This is a genomic window from Streptomyces seoulensis (genome assembly GCF_022846655.1).
Taxonomy (GTDB): domain Bacteria; phylum Actinomycetota; class Actinomycetes; order Streptomycetales; family Streptomycetaceae; genus Streptomyces.
In genome coordinates, this window is the sequence record NZ_AP025667.1 from 3,785,338 (window position 1) to 3,803,971 (window position 18,634).

Annotated in this window: 17 protein-coding genes; 6 read left to right on the plus strand and 11 right to left on the minus strand. The window is 74.2% G+C overall.

The features are described from left to right. Positions 1-5 precede the first annotated feature (5 nt). Together HEK131_RS17440 and HEK131_RS17445 are read right to left on the minus strand one after the other, a co-directional pair. Complete coding sequence (locus HEK131_RS17440) at positions 6-2,039, minus strand: SpoIIE family protein phosphatase (protein ID WP_244336010.1); 2,034 nt, start codon at positions 2,037-2,039, stop codon at positions 6-8. Between the two features lie 107 nt (positions 2,040-2,146). Then, entirely contained in the window at positions 2,147-3,073 is a 927-nt protein-coding gene (locus HEK131_RS17445; protein ID WP_244336012.1) for a DMT family transporter, read from the minus strand. A gap of 97 nt (positions 3,074-3,170) precedes the next feature. On the opposite strand from HEK131_RS17445, the gene HEK131_RS17450 reads away from it, so the two are divergent. Further along, the gene (locus HEK131_RS17450) at positions 3,171-4,010 is read left to right on the plus strand and encodes a LysR family transcriptional regulator (protein ID WP_244336014.1); all 840 of its coding nucleotides are present in this window, start codon (positions 3,171-3,173) and stop codon (positions 4,008-4,010) included. A gap of 97 nt (positions 4,011-4,107) precedes the next feature. Further along, positions 4,108-5,289 (plus strand): spore photoproduct lyase family protein, encoded by a 1,182-nt coding sequence (locus HEK131_RS17455; RefSeq protein ID WP_432215648.1) that lies wholly within the window; start codon positions 4,108-4,110, stop codon positions 5,287-5,289. Positions 5,290-5,295: 6 nt separating this feature from the next. Here the strand turns inward: HEK131_RS17455 and HEK131_RS17460 are convergent, their stop codons facing one another. The 3 genes from HEK131_RS17460 to HEK131_RS17470 all read right to left on the minus strand — a co-directional run bounded on the left by HEK131_RS17460 (position 5,296) and on the right by HEK131_RS17470 (position 8,787). Then, a complete protein-coding gene (locus tag HEK131_RS17460; RefSeq protein ID WP_244336016.1) occupies positions 5,296-6,456 on the minus strand; it encodes an anhydro-N-acetylmuramic acid kinase in 1,161 nt (386 codons plus the stop codon). Then, positions 6,410-7,762, minus strand: a complete 1,353-nt coding sequence (locus tag HEK131_RS17465; RefSeq protein ID WP_244336018.1) for an MFS transporter — start codon at positions 7,760-7,762, stop codon at positions 6,410-6,412. The genes HEK131_RS17460 and HEK131_RS17465 overlap by 47 nt, the downstream gene beginning before the upstream one ends. 173 nt (positions 7,763-7,935) lie before the next feature. Continuing rightward, on the minus strand, positions 7,936-8,787 hold the full coding sequence (locus HEK131_RS17470; RefSeq protein WP_244336020.1) for an SDR family oxidoreductase: 852 nt from the start codon (positions 8,785-8,787) through the stop codon (positions 7,936-7,938). Between the two features lie 237 nt (positions 8,788-9,024). Between HEK131_RS17470 and HEK131_RS17475 the strand changes: the two genes are divergently transcribed. Next, positions 9,025-9,525: a GNAT family N-acetyltransferase gene (locus HEK131_RS17475; protein WP_244336022.1), complete on the plus strand. Its 501-nt coding sequence runs from the start codon at positions 9,025-9,027 to the stop codon at positions 9,523-9,525. A gap of 13 nt (positions 9,526-9,538) precedes the next feature. Here HEK131_RS17475 and HEK131_RS17480 read toward each other — a convergent pair whose 3' ends face one another. Beyond that, positions 9,539-10,876, minus strand: a complete 1,338-nt coding sequence (locus HEK131_RS17480) for a hypothetical protein (protein WP_244336023.1) — start codon at positions 10,874-10,876, stop codon at positions 9,539-9,541. 113 nt (positions 10,877-10,989) lie between these two features. On the opposite strand from HEK131_RS17480, the gene HEK131_RS17485 reads away from it, so the two are divergent. Beyond that, positions 10,990-12,231, plus strand: coding sequence for a molybdopterin-dependent oxidoreductase (locus tag HEK131_RS17485; RefSeq protein WP_244336025.1), 1,242 nt, complete (start codon positions 10,990-10,992; stop codon positions 12,229-12,231). A 325-nt stretch (positions 12,232-12,556) separates the two neighbouring features. On the opposite strand, the gene HEK131_RS17490 is transcribed toward HEK131_RS17485, so the two are convergent. The 3 genes from HEK131_RS17490 to HEK131_RS17500 all read right to left on the minus strand — a co-directional run bounded on the left by HEK131_RS17490 (position 12,557) and on the right by HEK131_RS17500 (position 14,758). Beyond that, positions 12,557-13,318, minus strand: coding sequence for a class I SAM-dependent methyltransferase (locus HEK131_RS17490; protein ID WP_244336027.1), 762 nt, complete (start codon positions 13,316-13,318; stop codon positions 12,557-12,559). Then, positions 13,315-13,932: a TIGR04282 family arsenosugar biosynthesis glycosyltransferase gene (locus HEK131_RS17495; RefSeq protein WP_244336028.1), complete on the minus strand. Its 618-nt coding sequence runs from the start codon at positions 13,930-13,932 to the stop codon at positions 13,315-13,317. Before HEK131_RS17495 ends, HEK131_RS17490 begins: the two co-directional genes overlap by 4 nt. Before the next feature lie 94 nt (positions 13,933-14,026). Beyond that, entirely contained in the window at positions 14,027-14,758 is a 732-nt protein-coding gene (locus HEK131_RS17500; RefSeq protein WP_244336030.1) for a glycosyltransferase family 2 protein, read from the minus strand. Positions 14,759-14,863: 105 nt separating this feature from the next. Here HEK131_RS17500 and HEK131_RS17505 point away from each other — a divergent pair, with 105 nt between their 5' ends. Together HEK131_RS17505 and HEK131_RS17510 are read left to right on the plus strand one after the other, a co-directional pair. Continuing rightward, a complete protein-coding gene (locus HEK131_RS17505; RefSeq protein ID WP_244336031.1) occupies positions 14,864-15,703 on the plus strand; it encodes a response regulator transcription factor in 840 nt (279 codons plus the stop codon). A 1-nt stretch (position 15,704) separates the two neighbouring features. Further along, positions 15,705-16,817, plus strand: a complete 1,113-nt coding sequence (locus HEK131_RS17510; RefSeq protein WP_244336033.1) for a sensor histidine kinase — start codon at positions 15,705-15,707, stop codon at positions 16,815-16,817. 2 nt (positions 16,818-16,819) lie between these two features. Here the strand turns inward: HEK131_RS17510 and HEK131_RS17515 are convergent, their stop codons facing one another. Both HEK131_RS17515 and HEK131_RS17520 read right to left on the minus strand, forming a co-directional pair. After that, entirely contained in the window at positions 16,820-17,809 is a 990-nt protein-coding gene (locus HEK131_RS17515; protein WP_244336035.1) for an NAD-dependent epimerase/dehydratase family protein, read from the minus strand. 86 nt (positions 17,810-17,895) lie between these two features. Further along, positions 17,896-18,447 carry a DUF4334 domain-containing protein gene (locus tag HEK131_RS17520; RefSeq protein ID WP_244336036.1) on the minus strand — a complete coding sequence of 184 codons (552 nt, stop codon included), beginning with the start codon at positions 18,445-18,447 and terminating at the stop codon, positions 17,896-17,898. Positions 18,448-18,634 lie beyond the last annotated feature (187 nt).

An 18,634-nucleotide genomic window follows, 5' to 3' on the forward strand; every position in this document is an offset into this window, starting at 1 on the left:
GCGGCTCAGGAGAGTTGCGGCGGGCCCTCCGGCTCGTCGTCCAGCCGCTGTTCCGACCAGATCGTCTTGTCCTGGTGGCTGTGCCGGACGCCCCAGTGGGAGCTGAGGCGCATGACGATGTAGAGGCCGCGGCCGCCCTCGTCGCTCTCACGCGCGTGGCGCAGATGGGGGCTGGTGCTGTTGGTGTCGGTGACCTCGGTCAGCAGCCGGCCGCGGTCGTGGATGAGGCGCAGTTGGACGGGACCCTGGCCGTAACGGATGGCGTTGGTGACGAGTTCGCTGACGATGAGCCCGGTGGTGTGGGCGGCCCTGTCGAGGCCCCAGACGGCGAGCTGCTGGTCGACGAGGCGGCGTGCCGTGCTCACGACGGACGCGTCGGCGGGCAGCGTCCAGTCCGCGACGTGTTCCTTCGGCAGGGTGCGGGTGCGGGCGAGCAGGAGTACGGCGTCGTCCTGGCGGGAGGGCGCCATGCGGTAGACGGCGTCGTCGCACAGTTCCTGCAGGGGCCGGGCCGGAGAGGCGAGGGTCTGTTCGAGCCTGCGCCGGGCTGCCTCCTGGTCGTGGCCGTGGGCGCCGATGAGGCCGTTGGTGTAGTGCGCGAGCAGGCTCCCCGGCAGCAGGTCGATCACGGCCGGGGTGAAGACACGGCCGCCCCCGGCACCCAGCGGCGGCCCCGGCGGGACGTCCACGGCGACCGGCGATCCGGCGGGGTCGACGACCACCGGTGCCGGGTGCCCCGCCCGCACCATGGCGCAGCGGCGGGAGACGGGGCTGTAGACGGTGACCGCGCAGGTCGCCACCTGCGTGCCCGAGCCGTCCGCGAGCTGGGAGGCGACCTCGTCCAGGTGGGTCAGCAGCTCGTCCGTCTCCAGGTCCTGGAGGGCGAGCGTGCGCAGGGCGATACGGAGCTGGCCCATCGTGGCCGCGGCCTCGACGCCGTGTCCGGCGACGTCACCGACGACGAGGGCGACCCGCGTGCCGGACAGGGGGATGACGTCGAACCAGTCACCGCCCGCGCTCTCGGGCAGGTACATGTGGGCGGTCTCCACCGCCGAGAGGCGCGGAACGGTGCTGGGCTGGAGCTTGCGCTGCAGGGTGGAGGCCACCGCGTGCTCGCGGCGGTAGCTGCGCGCGTTGTCCAGGTGGGCGGCGGTCGTGGCGGCCACCTGCCGGGCCACGTCCAGATCACCCTCCTCGAAGGGGTCGGTCCGGTGCCGGTACAGGTTCAGCAGACCGAACACGGTGTTCCGCACGATGAGCGGTACGACGATCATGGAGTGCACGTTCGCCTCGATCAGCGGTGCGAAGGCGTCCGGGTCGGCGGCCACCCAGGGCGCGTCCGGCGAGACCGGCGCGACACGGGCCCGGGTGTCGTTGAGGGCCTGGGTGTACGGGGAGGGGAACGGGAAGGGCCGGCTGTCCCCCACTTTCCTGGCGGTCACGGCGCTCGCGGGAGCGAAGGACACGCGGCGCAGCGGCACCCCGACCGACAGGGGGCCGGGGACGAGGTCGTCGTCCAGCAGGTCGACGCTCGCCGCGTCGGCGAAGGCGGGCACCAGGGCCCGCACCAGCTCGTCGGCCGTGGTCCGTACGTCCAGCGTGGACCCGACGGTCGAGTGCACCGTGCTCAGGACGGCGAGCCGGTCCGCCGCGGCCTGCCGCTCGGTCACGTCCTCGACCACGCCCACCAGCCCGTCGGTCCCGCCGTCCGGGCGGTGCAGCGGAAAGAGCGACACCTCCACCGCGAGGGTGCGGCGCGGGTCGGAGGGCGACGGCCCCCGGATCAGCCGCCCCCGCAGCGGCGCGCCCTTGGCGAGGGCCTCGTCGATCAGGGACCCGAGTTCCCCCGGTTCGAATCCGGGCGCGAACTCCTCGACGTCGTGGCCGAGGATGTCCTCGGGGGCGAGCTTCCTGACCCCTCGGCCGGCCGGGTTGTAGCGGGTGACCTTCCGCTCGGAGTCGAAGACGAACAGCCCTTGGGGGGAGTTTCCGAACAGCGCGTTCAGCACCGCGGCGTCATCGATGGGACCGCCTGCCACCACAAGCTCCCTTCCCCGACCTTTCCCTCACCTTCTCGCATCGACGGGTGGCAGCAACTCGGCCGGGGAGGCGGGCGGGGCAGGTGCGCGGTGGCCTGCCTCCGTCTTCAGCGAACTCGTTCCCGGACGGTGGCCGCGTCGTACGGGCCGCCCTGCCCGCTCCGCCCGGCGGGGTCGGGCGTGGGCCGCGTCGACCTGCTCTGTGCGGCACAGGCGAGTGCGCCGCAGATGAGGGCGACCGCGGTGGTGGGGTCGAGAGGCGTGCCTTGCAGGCTCCAGGACGCGATCACGGCGACCGCGGGGATGAGGGCGAACAGGATCGACGCGCCCCGCGCTCCCCTGCTGCGTACGCAGGCCGCGTAGCAGGCCATGCCCAGCGCGCTGGCGAGGACGAGCAGCAGGAGCAGGGCGGCGCCGGGCAGGGGGTCGGTGATGTGCTGCGGGGTGGTGAGGGTGAGCGCGGCGGCCAGGGGGAGGGAGCCGGTGACGCCGATCGCGGTGAACACGGCGGGGTCCACCGCGCGCAGCTTCCTCTCCTGGAGGAGGGAGCCGCCGGACAAGCCGCCGAGAGCGACCAGGACGGTGATCAGTCCCGGTCCGACGGACGGGTCGGACAGCAGCCGTGGGAGGCACGCCGCGATCACGCCCACCGTGCCGAGGGCGAGCGCGACGAGTCCCCAGGGGCTTTCGCGCCGACGCAGCACCAGCCGGGCGAGGACCGCGGTGGTGACCGGGTTCATGGCGATCACCAGGGCCGCCACACCCGGCCCCACCCCGTGGGCCATGCCCCAGTACAGACCGAGGAACTGCACCCCCTGCACCAGCAGCCCGCCGGTCACCGTCCAGGCGAGCAGCCGCCCGCGCGGCAGCGGAGTGCGCCGTACGGCCACGACGGCCCACATCAGCACGGCACTGAGCAGGAAGCGCAGCAGGATCAGCAGGAACGGCGTGACATGGCCGAGGGTGAGCGAGCCGAGGGGATAGCCGAGGGCGTACAGCAGGACGGTCAGGGCCGGAAGAGGTCGCTGGGACATGCCCCGACCTCAGCACCGGCACCGGTCGGCGCGCGTGACCGATCGGGATTCGTGAACATTCCTCCTTCCCTCCCTCGTCCACCGGTGACAATGAGTCATGGCAACCCTCGACATCACGTGCCTGCGCAGCCTGGTCAGCGTGGCTTCCTTCGGCGGGGTCCGCAGGGCGGCCGAGGCACTGCATCTGTCGCAGGCCGCTGTCAGCGGGCATCTGCGCCGCCTGGAGTCGGAGCTGGGTTTCCCCGTCGTGAAGCGGCAGGGCCGGAACATCGCCTTCACGTCCCGGGGTGAGGACGTGCTGCGGGAGGCCCACCGGCTGCTCGGTGAGCACGACGACGCCCTGCACCGCCTGCTGGGCCCGCGCAGCGGGGAGCTGCTGGTCGTCTCCACCGAGCACGCCACCGAGGCGCTGCTGCGCGCGGTCGCGCGCGTCCTCGCCCGTGACCATCCGGCCAGGGCCGTCCGCTTCCGGTTCCACCGCAGCGCCCGGGTGCGCGAGTTCGTGCACGATCACTCGGCGGACGTCGCGCTGGGCATCGGGGACCTGGGTCACGGCACCCGACGCATCGCCGACCTGCCCCTCACCTGGGTCGGCCCGACGGACCGCGCTCCGGACACGGGCGCGCTCGTCACCTTCACCGCCCCCTGCACGGTCCGGGACCACATCCTGGCGTCCGAAGCGGCGACAGGCGGATCGCTCGTCCGGGAATGCGCCGACCTGGTCAGTCTCCTGTCCGCCGTCAAGACGACCGGGGGCATCACAGCTCTCCCGCAGGCCCGTCTGCGCGAGCCGGGCCTGACGAGGATCGACTCCCTTCCGCCCCTCCCCTCAATCCCCCTGACTCTGGTCACCAGCGACCGCCTGGGCGCCAGGACCCGGGACGGCATCATCGGCGCGCTCCACGACACCGTGAAGGCGCCCGCCGAAGGCCGCTGACCCGGCCGCGCACGCGGACGGAACACCACCGTCGGATGGGATCCTGGGAGGGCACAGAGCCGCTCGTCCGCACACCCCCGCACGCCTGGAGCCCGTCGTGACCTCGTCCTCCTCCCCCGCCCCCGGCGACCCGGACGCCCTGTTCGGGCTGACCGAGCTGCTGGGCGCCGAGGAGCCGCAGCCCTGCGGGGCGCCGGAGCCGGGTGGCCTGTCGGAGTCGGCGGCCCGGTTGCTCGACGTACGGGAGATCTACGCCGAGCCCGCCGCAGCCCTCTCCCCACGCGGCCGGCAGGTCATCGCCCGTTTCCCCGGGGCACGGCTGGTGGAGGTCGGCTCGCACTGGAACATCCCGCATCTGCACGGCAACGAGGGCAACGCCGACCGCTGGGTGCGGGTCAAGCGGCAGACGCTGGTCCTCGGGGTACGCAAGTCGCTGACCGTACGGCCCAACGGACGCTCGGCGGACTGGATCGCGCCCGGCGCGTCCAACGGCTGCGCGATGTCCTGCGCGTACTGCTACGTACCGCGCCGCAAGGGCTACGCCAACCCGATCACCGTCTTCACCAACATCGGGGACGTCATCGGCGCCCTGGACAAGCACATCACCTCCCTCGGCCCGAAGCAGGAGCCCACGCAGTGCGACGAGGAACGCTGGGTGTACGACACGGGTGAGAACGGGGACTGCTCGGTGGACGCGCTGATCAGCGACAACACCGCCGATCTCGTCGCGGCCTTCCGGCACTGGCCCACGGCGATGGCCTCCTTCGCCACCAAGTACGTCAACCGCGACCTGCTCGGTCTGGACCCGCGCGGCTCGACCCGTGTGCGCTTCTCGCTGATGCCGCCCGGCGACTCCCGGCTGCTGGACGTGCGGACCAGCCCGGTGGCCGAACGGATCGCCGCCGCCGGGGACTTCCTGGACGCGGGCTACGAGGTGCACTTCAACCTCTCCCCCGTCGTGCTGCGCCCCGGCTGGGAGCAGGACTGGGCGGAGCTGCTGCGCCACCTGGACGACGTGCTGCCCGCGCGGGTGAAGGCGCAGGCGGCGGCCGAGGTCATCATGCTGACGCACAACCGCCAGCTCCATGACGTCAACCTGCGCTGGCACCCGCGCGCCGAGGACGTGCTGTGGCGCCCGGAGATCCAGCAGGACAAGCGCTCGGAGAACGGCGCGCTGAACGTGCGTTACCGCAACGACGTCAAGCGGGAGGGCGTACGGCGGCTGACGGAGCTGGTCGCGGCGCACGCGCCCTGGCTGCGGGTGCGGTACGCCTTCTGAGCCCGCTCATCCCAGCTCCAGCCGTACCGGGCCCCGTTCGACCGGTGCGGGCAACCTCAGTCCGTCGCGGCCGGGGGTCAGTGAGCCCAGGATGCTCGCGTGGCGGGCGCCCGTGGCGGCGGGGTCCGTACCGGCGAGGTTGTGCAGGGTGAGGAACCCCAGGACCGCGAAGGCGTACGCCTCCTTCGCGGCCGAGGGCAGGCCCAGGTCGTCCGAGACGCGTACCGGGATGCCGGGGAGCCGGGCGCGGAGCCCGCGCATCAGAACCGGGTTGCGGGTGCCGCCGCCGGAGGCGATGACCTCCGTGGCCGAGACCGCGCGGACGGCGTCCGCGATCGTGCGGGCCGTCAGTTCGGTGAGCGTGGCCAGGACGTCCTCGGCCGGCACACCGGACAGCGTCTCCGGGGCGGCCGTCGCCCGCAGGTAGCCGGGGTGGAACAGTTCCTTGCCGGTCGTCTTGGGAGCGGGGCGCGGGTAGTACGGGTCGGCCAACAGCCGCTCCAGCAGCGGGCCGTGCACCCGGCCGCTCGCGGCCAGCGCGCCGTCCGCGTCGTACGCCAGCCGGCCACCGCTGAACTCCCGCGCCGCCGCGTCCACCAGCGCACATCCCGGACCGGTGTCGAAGGCGGTCCCGTCGGGTGCGGTGAGGTTGGCGATGCCGCCGATGTTCAGCGCGACCGGCGTTCCCGGCCTGCCCCGCAGCCACAGCAGGTCGACCAGGCTGACCAGGGGCGCGCCCTGGCCGCCCGCGGCCACGTCACGCGGGCGGAAGTCCGCGACGACGGGCAGCCCGGTCGCCTCGGCGATCCATGCGGGCTGCCCGAGCTGCAAGGTGCCGTGCACCCGGTCGCCGTCCACCCAGTGGTAGACCGTCTGCCCGTGCGAGGCGATCAACTCCGCTCGCCCTCCGCACAGTTCGGCGTTCGCACGGGCGGCCACCGCCGCGAACGCCTGCCCGATCCGGGTGTCGAGCCGGCACACGTCGGCCAGGGGCACGGACGCCGGGGGCAGCGCCCCCGCGAGCAGCTCCCGCAGCTCCGCGTCGTACGGCTCGCTCACCATCCCGAGCGGCTTCAGCAGGAGCGTGTCCCCCGTGAGGCGCAGCTCGGCCGCCGCCGCGTCAATGCCGTCGTACGACGTCCCCGACATCAGACCGATCACCAGCATCCGTCCAACCCGCCTTTCCCGCAGTGCCGTTGAAAGCGGTGCTCTTGAAGAGGGCGAGCATGCTCACCGCGCAGGCCGCCGCCGCGTAGTAGGCGGGGACGTCCACGTTCCCGGTCCGCTTCACGGCCTCCGTGATGATGAGCCCCGCGCAGCCCGAGAAGACGGCATTGGACAGGGCGTAGGCGAGTCCGAGCCCCGTGCAGCGCACCCGCGTCGGGAACATCTCGGCGAGCAGCGCGGGCCCCGGCCCGGCCATCAGCCCGACGACCGCGCCCGCGAGCAGCACCGCGAGGCCCTTGAGCGGGGTGGACGTGCCGCCGCTCTGCAGGACGTCGAGCAGCGGCACCGCGAGGACCACGACCAGGCCGGCCCCCGTCAGCATCACCGGCCGCCGCCCGATCCGGTCGCTCAGCAGGCCCGCCGGGATGATGGTGGCGGCGAAGCCGAGGTTGGCCAGGACGGTCGCGGTGAGCGCCTCCCGGAAGGTCGCGTGCAGGGCAGTCTGGAGGTACGACGGCAGGACGACGAGGAAGGCGTACCCGGCGGCCGCCCACCCCATCACCCGTCCGGCGCCCAGCGCGATGGCCCACGCCACCTGTCGCGCGGGCAGGACTTCGGCCGCGTCCGGCCCCTGCTCCCTGAACCGCGGCGTCTCGTCCAGCCGCAACCGCAGCCACAGCGCGCCCACACCCATCGGCAGGGCGAGGAGGAACGGCACCCGCCACCCCCACGCGCTCAGCTCGGCCTCGGTCAGCACGCTCGCCAGCGCTGCCGCGACACCGGCCCCGCCCAGCAGCCCCAGCGCCACGGTGAACGACTGCCACGCTCCGTACAGCCCGCGCCTGCCCGGCGGCGCGAACTCGGTCATCACGGCGACCGCGCCGCCGAACTCCCCTCCGGCGGACAGCCCTTGGAGCACCCGGAGCAGCGTCAGCAGCCACGGCGCCAGGACGCCGACCGTGGCGTACGTCGGCAGCGCGCCGATCAGTGCCGTCGTCACCGTCATCAGGGAGATCACCAGGATCAGCACCGGCCGCCGACCGATCCGGTCCCCGAGCCGGCCGAACAGGGCCGCGCCGACGGGCCGGAAGAAGAAGGCCAGCGCGAAGGAGGCGTAGGTCTTCACCAGGCCCTCGACCGAGCCGCCGCCGGCCGGGGTGAAGAACCGCTCCGCGATCACCGTGGCGAAGTAGCCGTAGACACCGAACTCGTACCACTCGATGAAGTTGCCCACCGACCCGGCGGCGAGCGCCCGCACCGACGGCCTGCGGCCCCCGGTCGCACGGTCCTCGTGATTCAGCTCCATGGCAGCGCCCTCGACCGTCGTCACTCCCTCGCGCCCGGCACACGGCCGGACCACCCGACCCGCCCGCACCACCGGTCACCCGTCAGAGCCATGGCTGCCCGGCCGGGCCCGGTCCTACCCGGGGCGGGGGGGGGGCCGGTGCGGTCGCGCGTGGGCCGCGGGCCCCGGAATTCTCAGGTGACCGGCGCCGTCGCCGTGGTGGTCGCCGGACCGGGCACAAGGGCGCGGGCGGCGGTCAGCTCGTCGCGGGCCGCCGCCTCGGCCGCCTCCAGGTACGCGAAGGCGTCCGCCCCGACGGGCACCCGCACGGGTGCCGAATCCGCCTCGACGAGACGCAGGACCTGGGCGGCGAACGTCTCGGGGCGGCCCAGCTCGGGGTTGTCCCCCATCCCGCGCAGCGCCGCCCACATGTCCCGCGTGACGTCCGCGTAGGCGGGGACACGTGTGGCGGTCTCGGCCAGGGCGGCGCCGTAACCCGTGGCGAATCCGCCGGGTTCGACCGCGCTCACGCGGATGCCGAACGGCGCGACCTCCGCCGCGAGCACCTGGCTCATCCCCTCCAGCGCGTACTTGCCCGCCACGTAGGCGGACAGGCCGGGAAAACCGATCCGGCCGGCGAGGGAGGAGACGTTGACGATGTGGCCGAAGCCCTGGCGGCGCATGAAGGGGAGCACCAGACGGGCCAGCCGCGACGGCGCCACCGCGAGCACCTCCAGTTGGTCGCGCAGTTCGTCGTCCGCCACCTCCTCCAGCGCGCCGAAAAGGCCCGCCCCGGCGTTGTTGACCAGCACGTCCACCCCGCCGAAGCGGTCGACGGCGTGGGCCACCGCCGCTTCGCACTGCGCGGCGTCGCGCACGTCGAGTGCCACCGTCGTCACCCGGTCCGGGAACCGGGTCGCGAGATCGTGCAGCACGGCGGGCCGGCGAGCCGTGGCGACCAGCCGGTCACCCGCCTCCGCCACGGCCTCCGCCAGCGCCCGTCCCAGCCCGGAGGAACATCCCGTCACCAGCCATCGCCGCGTCATGCGTCCCCCTCGTCACGGCCGCTGCCGCAGCCGTCGTCGCAGCCGTAATGGTGGCCGTCGTGGCCGGAGCCGGGCCGCCCGCGTCGATCGTGACAGCCGGGGGCAGGACCCGCAGGAGCGCACGGGGCGCGCAGGGAGGGGCGCGTACGAGCACGGCCCGCGCGCGTCGGCCGATGGGCGCGCTCCGCTCCGTGGGACGGCACGGTCCGCCGGGCGCCGAGACCGTACAGTCGGCCGATGCCCGAACTGAAGCTGCTGGACCCCGGACTGGCCCCCGCGGTGCTGGCTTTCGAGCTGGCCAACCGGGGTTACTTCGCCGCCGCCGTCTCCGACCGGGGTGACGAGTACTTCGCCCGGTTCGGCGAGCGGTACGACGCCCTGCTCGCCGAACAGGCCGACGGAGTGTGTGCCTTCTACCTGCTCGTCGCCGAGGACGGCTCGGTCCTGGGCCGGTTCAACCTCTACGACCTTCAGGACGGCACCGCCGACCTCGGCTACCGGGTGGCGGAGCAGGTCACCGGGCGGGGCGTGGCGACGGCGGCCGTACGGGAGTTGTGCGGCCTGGCCGTGACCCGGCACGCCCTGCACACCCTCCGCGCGGCCACCTCCCACGACAACGCCGCCTCCCGACGCGTCCTGCTGAAGGCCGGGTTCGTCCTCACCGGCCCGGCCGGTCCGGCCGACCTCGGCGGCAGGTCGGGTAGCTGGTACCAGCTCGACCTGGTGCGTCGAGGGTAGGCAGCCGGGCAGGTCACCACCCCGTCAGCAGAAGGTGGTTGACCAGCAGCGCCAGGACCACCTGGGCGCCCAGCCAGATCCGGGGGCGCGGGAGGAAGGCGCACGCGGGCAGCAGCCACACCGCGAAGGGCAGCCAGATGCGTTCCGTCTCCGCCTTGCTCATGCCCGAGAGGTCCGCGATCAGCAAGGCCACCAGGGCCGCGCAGACGATCAGGGCGAGGCGCGCGGCGGGACGGTCGTCCCGGTGGGTGAGGGAGCCGACCGTGCGCGGGAGGGCCGCTGCCGTCGCCGGGCCGGTGATGACCGCCGTGCAGGCCAGGTTGGCCCAGATCCAGTAGGCGTAGGGGCGGGTGCCGCCGACGCCCTGGTAGTAGCGGGTCACCAACAGGTGATAGGCCGTCCACCAGTTGAACCCGAGCAGGCCGAACACCACGGGTACGACGGCCAGTCCGGCGAGGAAGACCGGCAGGAGCGCGGGGCGGGCCCTGAAGTCCGTCCGGGTGAGGACGAGTACCGCGATCCCGATCAGGGCGGTCAGGGTGAGGCCGTAGGAGAGGTAGCAGGTCAGGCCGAAGAGCAGGCCGGAGGCTCCCGCCCAGGGCAGGGAGCGCCGGGTGAGCGCGAGCGCGAGGCACGCCAGTGCCCAGGCGGCCACCGCCGCGAAGTAGGCGTCGGCCGAGGCGCCCATCCAGACCGCGGCCGGGGCGAGCACCAGGAAGGGTGCCGCCCGCCGGGCCAGGCGCTCGTCCGCCAGCACGCGCAGGGCGACCAGCACCGCGGCGGACGCGGACGCGCCGAGCACCACGCACCACATCCCCGCCCAGCCGCCCCCGCCGAGACCGATGCGGTCCAGCAGGACGAAGGTGACCGTGGCGGCGGGGGGATGGCCGGCGACATGGGCGGGCCAGTTGCCGGGGACGCCGCCGATGATGTGGTCGTCGAAGCCGCGCAGGGTGGCCGGGATGTCGTGGAACCGGCCGATCACCTGGAGGTACTCGTTCCCGGTGGTGAGCCGGGAGGCGATGCCGTCGTGCCAGCCGTCGACCAGGGCGAGGGAGACGATCCAGGCCGCCGATGCCGCCCAGGTCACCCAGGGCAACGCGCGCCAGGGCAGCCGGGTGGCGAGCGTGGGCCCGTACGCCACTCCGGCGGCCGCGAGCAGCAGCGCGGCCGGGGTGCCGGCGCCGAGGTGCGGGTCCCACTCGGCGAAGAGCGGCGGCCAGTGCACGAACAGGGTGTGGCGGGTGTCCTGGATGTGACGGCCGACCAGGACGGCGGCCGTGACGAGCAGTACGGCCGCCGCGGCGGCGTACAGGTCGCGGCGTGGGGTGCGGGGGTGGCGGTGGATCACACCGGCACGCTAGGCGGTGGGGGGCGGTCGGGTCCGTCTTCCGGGCCGGACGTCAGCGTTTCGTCATGGGTCGCGCGGCCGTTCCGGGGTGTTCCCGGGCCTACGGTCGGGGCATGCGAGATGATCCCCGGCTTCCCGCCTCTCCCCGCTTCTGGCGTAGCCCCGTACGCGGCACCTGGTTCACCGCGGTGCTCGGGCTGGTGCTGCTCGGTGGCATCAGCGTGCTGTTCGTGACCGGTCTGGTGTCCTACGCCGCCTACAACCCGGACCTGTCGCCGGTGAACGACCCGACCCCGGACAAGGGGCTGCTCGGTCTCTACCTGTTCGACTGGCCGGCCGGGCCGTCCTGGCTGTACCGGCTGAACCAGGGCGTCCACGTCACGCTGGGCGTCGTGCTGGTCCCGGTCCTCCTGGCCAAGCTGTGGTCGGTGGTGCCGAAGCTGTTCGCGCTGCCGCCGGCCCGCTCGGTGGCGCACGCGCTGGAGCGTCTCTCGCTGCTGCTCCTGGTCGGCGGTGCCCTGTTCCAGTTCGTCACCGGGCTGCTCAACATCCAGTTGGACTACGTCTTCCCCGGTTCGTTCTACGCCCTGCACTTCTACGGCGCCTGGGTGTTCTTCGCCGCGTTCCTCGTGCACGCGGTGCTGAAGACACCCATGGCGCTGCGAGCCGTACGCGCCCGGCGGGGCGGGGAGGGTGACGAGGCGGGGCTCGCCGCCCCGGACCCGGCCCCGCCGACTGTGTCCCGGCGCGGCGCGCTGTGGCTGGTCGGCGGGGGTTCGCTGCTGCTGTTCGCCACGACCGTCGGGCAGAGCCTCGGTGGCCCGCTGCGCCGTACCGCGCTGCTCGCTCCGCACGGCGGGTCCGATCCCGGTGGCGGCCCGAACGGCTTCCAGATCAACAAGACGGCGCGCTACGCCGGTATCACCACCGCGGACACCCACCCGGACGCCTGGCGGCTGGTCGTGACCGGACCGGCCGGGACCGTGCGGCTCGGCCGGGCCGACCTGCTCCGCCTGCCCCAGCACAGTGCGTCGCTGCCGATCGCGTGTGTGGAGGGCTGGTCCACGGCGGACCAGTGGTGGCGCGGGGTGCGGCTGCGCGACCTGGCCGCGCTCGCCGGGTACGACGTCGATCCGCCCGACGTGCTCGTGGAGTCCCTCCAGCGTCACGGGGCCTTCCGCCGGGCCGCGTTGCGCGCCAACCAGGTGTCCGACCCGCGTTCGCTGCTCGCCCTGTACGTCAACGGCGAGGCGCTGTCCCCCGACCACGGCTATCCGGCGCGGATCATCGTGCCCGCCGCCCCCGGCGTCCACAACACCAAGTGGGTGGCCCGGCTGACCTTCGGAGACCTGTGATGCATCTGCCGAGGCCGACCCCTGCTGCGTTCGGCAGCCCGCTGCAACTGCTGCTGCTGGCCTGCTCGTTCGCGCTCGCCGCCTACGCGGGCGTGCGTCTGCTGGCCGACGACTGGCTCGCGGTGGCCCTCTGGTTCGCGGGGGCGGCCCTGCTGCACGACCTGGTGCTGCTGCCGCTGTACTCCGCGCTCGACCGCGCGTTGCGGGCCGGGACCGATGCAGCCGGGCGGCGCTCCTGGACGCCGTACGTGCGGGTGCCCGTCGTGCTGTCCGGGCTGGCGCTCCTGGTGTGGTGGCCGCTGGTTCTCGGCGCCTCGGCCGACCGCTACCGGTCGGCCACCGGGCTCGACCCGGACGTGTTCCTGACCCGCTGGCTGCTGATCACCGCCGTCCTGTTCGGCGGCTCCGCGCTGCTGCTCGCACTGCGGCTGCGCAGGGCGACGAAGCACCGGTCGCCCTCGGCCCACTGAGCGACCGCGCGCCAGCCGGCCCGCCGTGCGCGCTTCAGCAGCGCCGGGCTGCCGACCCGCGCCCAGGGGAACGGCTCGCCCACGGCCTCCCCGCCGTGGGCCACGTCCACAACCTGCACGCGGGCCCACTCGTCGATCTCACCGGGCGCGGTCTCGGCGATCAACAGGCCGCCTGGGCGCAGCAGTTCACGCATCCGGTGCAGCAGAGCCGGCACGTCACCGCCGATGCCCACGTTGCCGTCCATGAGCAGCACCGTGCCCCAGTCGCCCTCGCCGGGCAGCGGGTCGAAGACCGAGCGGTGCAGCGCCCTGCCGCCGAGCGTGTGGGTACGGGCCACCGCGGCCTCGCTCACGTCGACGCCGAGGGCGCTGCGGCCGCGCGCGGCGAGTTCGGCGACCAGCCGGCCGGGTCCGCAGCCCACGTCGAGCACCGCCCCCTCGCAGCGCTCCAGCACCGCCCGGTCCACGACGTCGGCGCGCGCGCACCAGCGCTCGACGTCCAGCGGCAGCAGCCAGCCGTCACCACGGCGCAGGAACAGCGGCCCCCGGCCGGTGCGCAGCGCCGTGGTGTACGGGTCGGAGACTTCCCACGCGGGTGCCGCGATCGAGGTGCTCATGACGCTCCAGGGTGGGTGAGGGCCGCCAGTCGCGCGGCGAAGGCGGTGTCGGGGGCGAGGGCGGCGACGGCGCGGGCGTCGTCGACGGTGTCGACGTCCCGGAGCCGGGGCAGGTCGCCCACCCGCAGCCCGGCCGCGGCCAGCCGCTCCCGCTGCACCGTTCCCGTCTCGGGCACGGACATCGGTACGCCTCTCAGCAGCTCGGGCTCGGGGCGCGCCATGCCGATCGCCCAGAATCCGCCGTCCTCGGCGGGACCGAGGACGGCATCGCGGCCGGAGAAGTCCACGGTCAGCAGGGCCGGGGTGATCTGCGGGGTGTCCATGCCCACCAGCAGGGTGGGCCCGGTACAGCGGGCGAAGGCGTCAGCGAGCCGCTCGTCGAGGCCGCCCGCGCACTGCGGTACGACCTCGAACCCGTCCGGCAGCCAGGGCCCCGGCCGGCCGTCCAGCACGAGCACCCGCCGCCGGGCCGGGGTGGCGGCCACCGCGCGCAGCGTGTCCGCGAGGGCCGCCTCGGCGAGCTCGGCGGCCTGGGCGGGCGAGAACGGGGGCGTGAGGCGGGTCTTGACCCGGCCCGGCCTGGGTTCCTTGGCGATGACGAGGAGGGTGGTCATGGGTTTTCTCCTGGGACCGGGAAGAGACGGGCGCGGACGGCGGCGGCTCGCTCCGAGCCGGCACTGGTGCCGGTGCCGGTGAGAGACCGGGCCCTCACGTGGTTCCCCCGGGCGCCGTCCCCTCCCGCTGGGCGGGGGCCGCCTCGCGCAGGACGCGGCTCATGTCCCGTACCGCGTGCCAGGTGCCCCGCCAGGTGCCCGTGACCTTGGAGGCGCCGGAGCGGGGCAGGTACGGCACGTCGTGCTCGGTGACCTGCCAGCCCGCGTCGGCCGCGCGCACCACCATCTGAAGGGGGTAGCCGCTGCGCCGGTCGGTGAGGCCGAGGGTGAGCAGTGACTCGCGGCGGGCGGCGCGCAGCGGGCCGAGGTCGCGCAGGGCCAGGCCGGTGCGGCGGCGCAGCAGCAGGGAGAGCGCGAGGTTGCCCGCGCGGGCGTGCGCGGGCCAGCTTCCCCGCCCCTGCGGCCGGCGCCGCCCGAGCACCAGGTCGGCCCCGCCGGAACGGACCTCCTGGACGAAGGGCACCAGCAGGCGGGGGTCGAGGGAGGCGTCGCAGTCGCAGAAGCAGACCACGTCGGCGGTGGCGGCGAGCAGCCCGGCGTGGCAGGCGGCGCCGAAGCCCCGCTGTTCCTCGCGCACGACGGTCGCGCCGTGGGCGCGGGCGATCTCGGCGGAGCCGTCGGTGGAGCCGTTGTCCACGACGAGCGCACGCCAGCCCGCCGGGATGCGGGCCAGCACCCAGGGCAGGGCCTCGGCCTCGTCCAGGCAGGGCAGCACGACGTCCACGTCGGGACCGGTGGGAGGGGGTGAGGTGGTCACGTCGTTCACCCTACGAACCGGAATCACCACGAACCGGACTTCCGCTCCTTACGAAACGCGGACGTCCGAGCCCCTCGGCGGCCGGAGCCCGGACGTGCTGCCAGGCTGGACGGCATGCAGCAGCCGTACACAGCCCCATCCGCCGGACCGGACCCGAAGCGGCGGTCCGAGGCCGCCGGCCGGGTCCTCGTCGTGGACGACGACCCGACCGTCGCGGAGGTCGTCGCCGGATACCTGGCCCGTGCCGGACATGTGGTGGACCGCGCCGCCGACGGTCCCTCCGCCCTCGCGTGCGCCGCCGGGCACCGGCCCGACCTGGTGGTGCTCGACCTGATGCTGCCCGGCATGGACGGCCTGGAGGTGTGCGCACGGCTGCGCGAGCGCGGCCCGGTACCGGTCATCATGCTCACGGCGCGCGGAGACGAGGCCGACCGCGTGCTCGGCCTGGAGGTCGGCGCGGACGACTATGTGACGAAGCCGTTCAGCCCGCGCGAACTGGTGCTGCGCGTGGAGTCGGTACTGCGCCGCACCCGCCCCGCCGACCGGACCCGGCCCGGTTCAGGCCCGCTCTCGGCGGCGGGCCTGACCCTTGACCCCGAAGCCCGTCGCGCCACCAAGAACGGCACCGAACTCTCGCTGACACTGCGGGAGTTCGATCTGCTGGCGTTCTTCCTGCGGCATCCGGGCCGCGCCTTCGGCCGCGAGGAACTGATGCGGGAGGTGTGGGGCTGGGAGTTCGGCGACCTGTCCACCGTCACCGTCCACGTCCGCAGGCTGCGCGGCAAGGTCGAGGACGACGCGGCCCGGCCCCGCCTGATCCGCACCGTCTGGGGCGTCGGCTACCGCTTCGAACCGGACGCGGAGGCGGACGACACGGAGGCGGAAGACGGCACGCACACGGACGGCACGGACGCGGACGGCACGGGCCCGGCCACCGAGTCGCGGGAGGACTGACGTGCGCGACTACCTCCTCATCGCCCTCTACGCCTTCCTGGGCGCCGCCGCCTCGGGCCTGCTCGGCGCCGCCGTGCTGCGGCTGATCCGGCGCCGTTCGCTGACCGCCTCGCTCGGCGTGGTGGCGGGCGTCGGCGTGTTCGCCATGCTGGCGGGCACGATGGCCGTGGCGCAGGCGATGTTCCTCTCCGCCCACGACCTGCGGGTGGTCACCACGGTCGTCGCCATGGCGGCCGTCGTCGCCCTGCCCACCGCGCTGCTCCTGGGCCGCCGGGTCGTCGCCCGCAGCCGGGAACTGGCGGACGCCGCCCGCCACTTCGGCGACGCCGGCGCCTTCGCCGCGCCCACCACCCCGGCCACCGCCGAACTCGACGCCCTGAGCCGGGAACTGGCCGCGACCAGCGCCCGGCTGGCCGCCTCCCGCGAACGCGAACGGGCCCTGGAGGCGTCCCGGCGCGAGCTCGTCGCCTGGATCTCGCACGATCTGCGCACCCCGCTGGCCGGGCTGCGCGCCATGTCGGAGGCGCTGGAGGACGGGGTGGCCGCCGATCCCGCCCGCTATCTCCGGCAGATCCGCACCGAGGTGGAGCGCCTCAACGACATGGTCGGCGACCTCTTCGAGCTGTCCCGCATCCACGCCGGGACGCTTCCCCTCAGCCCGGCCCGGATCTCGCTGTACGACCTGGTGGGGGACGCCCTCGCCGGGGTGGGACCGCTCGCCCGCGAGCACGGCGTACGGCTGGTGGGCGACGGGGTGCGGCCGGTGCCGGTCGAGGTGGACGGCAAGGAGATGAGCCGAGTCCTCGCCAACCTGCTGGTCAACGCCATCCGCCGGACCCCGGCGGACGGCACGGTCGCGATCGCGGCCGGGCGGGGTCCGGAGGGCGTGGTGCTGTCGGTGACGGACGGCTGCGGCGGCATCCCCGAGGAGGACCTGCCCCGGGTCTTCGACACCGGCTGGCGCGGCACGGACGCGCGTACGCCTCCCGCCGGTGCGGGGCTCGGGCTGGCGATCGTCCGGGGGATCGTGGAGGCGCATCAGGGGCGGGCGAGTGTGCGGAACATCCCGGGCGGCTGCCGCTTCGAGGTGACCCTGCCCGCCCCGGCCTCCTGACTTCAGCGGACCCGCGCGAACTCCGCCATCCCCTCGGCGAAGGCGACCCGCGGCGCCCAGCCCAGCTCGGCCCGCAGCCGGGAGGAGTCGGCGGTGACATGCCGTACGTCCCCGAGCCGGAACTCGCCGGTGACCACCGGCTCGGGCCCGCCGTGGGCGGCGGCCAGGGCTTCGGCGAGTTCGCCCACCGTACGGGGCTCACCGCTGCCGGTGTTGTACGCGGTGAGCGTGCCGGGCCGGGCCGGCGCCGTGAGCGCGGCGAGGTTCGCGGCCGCCACGTCCCGCACGTGCACGAAGTCGCGCCGCTGACCGCCGTCCTCGAACACCCTTGGGGCCTCCCCGCGTTCCAGCGCCGAGCGGAAGAACGCGGCGACTCCGGCGTACGGGGTGTCGCGGGGCATCCGGGGGCCGTAGACGTTGTGGTAGCGCAGCGAGAGTGCCGTGCCGTCGGTGGCGCGGGCCCACGCGGCGGCCAGGTGCTCCTGGGCCAGCTTGGTCGCGGCGTACACGTTGCGCGGGTCGGCCGGGGTGTCCTCGCCCACCAGGCCGGGGGCGAGTGCGGTGCCGCACTCGGGACACGGCGGCTCGAAGCGGCCGGCAGCGAGGTCGGCCTCGGCGCGCGGACCGGGCCGCACGACACCATGGGCGGGGCACTCGTAGCGGCCCTCGCCGTACACGACCATCGACCCGGCCAGCACCAGCCGGCGCACGCCTGCCTCCGCCATCGCGGCGAGCAGGACGGCGGTGCCCAGGTCGTTGCGGGACACGTACTCGGCCGCGTCGGCCACGCCGTCGCCGAGGCCCACCATGGCCGCCTGGTGGCAGACGGCGTCCACGCCGGTCAGGGCGCGGGCGACGGCCGCGCGGTCGCGGACGTCCGCGGCGGGGTCGTCGCGGACGTCGAAGAGCACGGCCTCGTGCCCGGACGCCCGCAGGACGTCCACGACATGTGACCCGATGAACCCGGCACCACCGGTGACCAATACACGCATGGCCCCAAACTAGGCCCCTGATCGGCCGCTCCCCCGCCTCACCGCCCCGACGTCACCACTCCGTAAGGACCGGCCGCCCACCGTCCCTACTCCACCCGGAGCGAGTCGTCCCGGCGCAGCACGAAGAAGTAGGGGCTGCGCAGGCCGCGCATGTCCATCGCGCCGATCACCGCGTCGTCGGAAAGCCTGCGGAAGACGTCGTTCACCGGGACCTGGTCGTAGAGCATCGTGGCGGTGTCCTTGCCGCGGTACCGGGTGCTGCGCAACCGCGCCTTGGGGTCACGCGTCCGCAGGACGGGCCGCAGCGTGGTGACCGGCGCGACGAGCGAGCGGTTCCTCAACACCGGCAGCCTCCGGGTGAGTCCGAGGCCGAGGAACGCCTTGGCCGGGTCGAACGCCCACAGCGAGGCACCGTCCGGCGCCGGGAACAGCAGCGGATGGACGGTCTCGGCGTCCACGAACCGCTTCCCCCACCACCCGGTGGCGGCGAGCAGGCCGTCCATCGGGTGACCGGTGGGGAGTTCGGCACCGCGCCAGGTGCCGAACATGAAGTCCGGCTCGACCGTCCCGGCTTCGTCGAACACGTCCAGGGCCTCGGCGGCGGTGGCCGGTACCGCTCCGAACAGGTCCTTCAGCATGCGCGATCTCCTTCGTCCGGTCGCCCTCGGCCGGCTCAGTATGCCGGGCTCCCCCACACCCTCCGCTTCGCCAGCGAGCTTCACCGCCGCCGCGACGCCGTCGACGACGACCGGGAGGCGAAGCTTCTCGGAGAAGGTGCGCGGCCGGACCGGGCGTCCGGACCCGGCACTGCGCCACCCGGCGCAT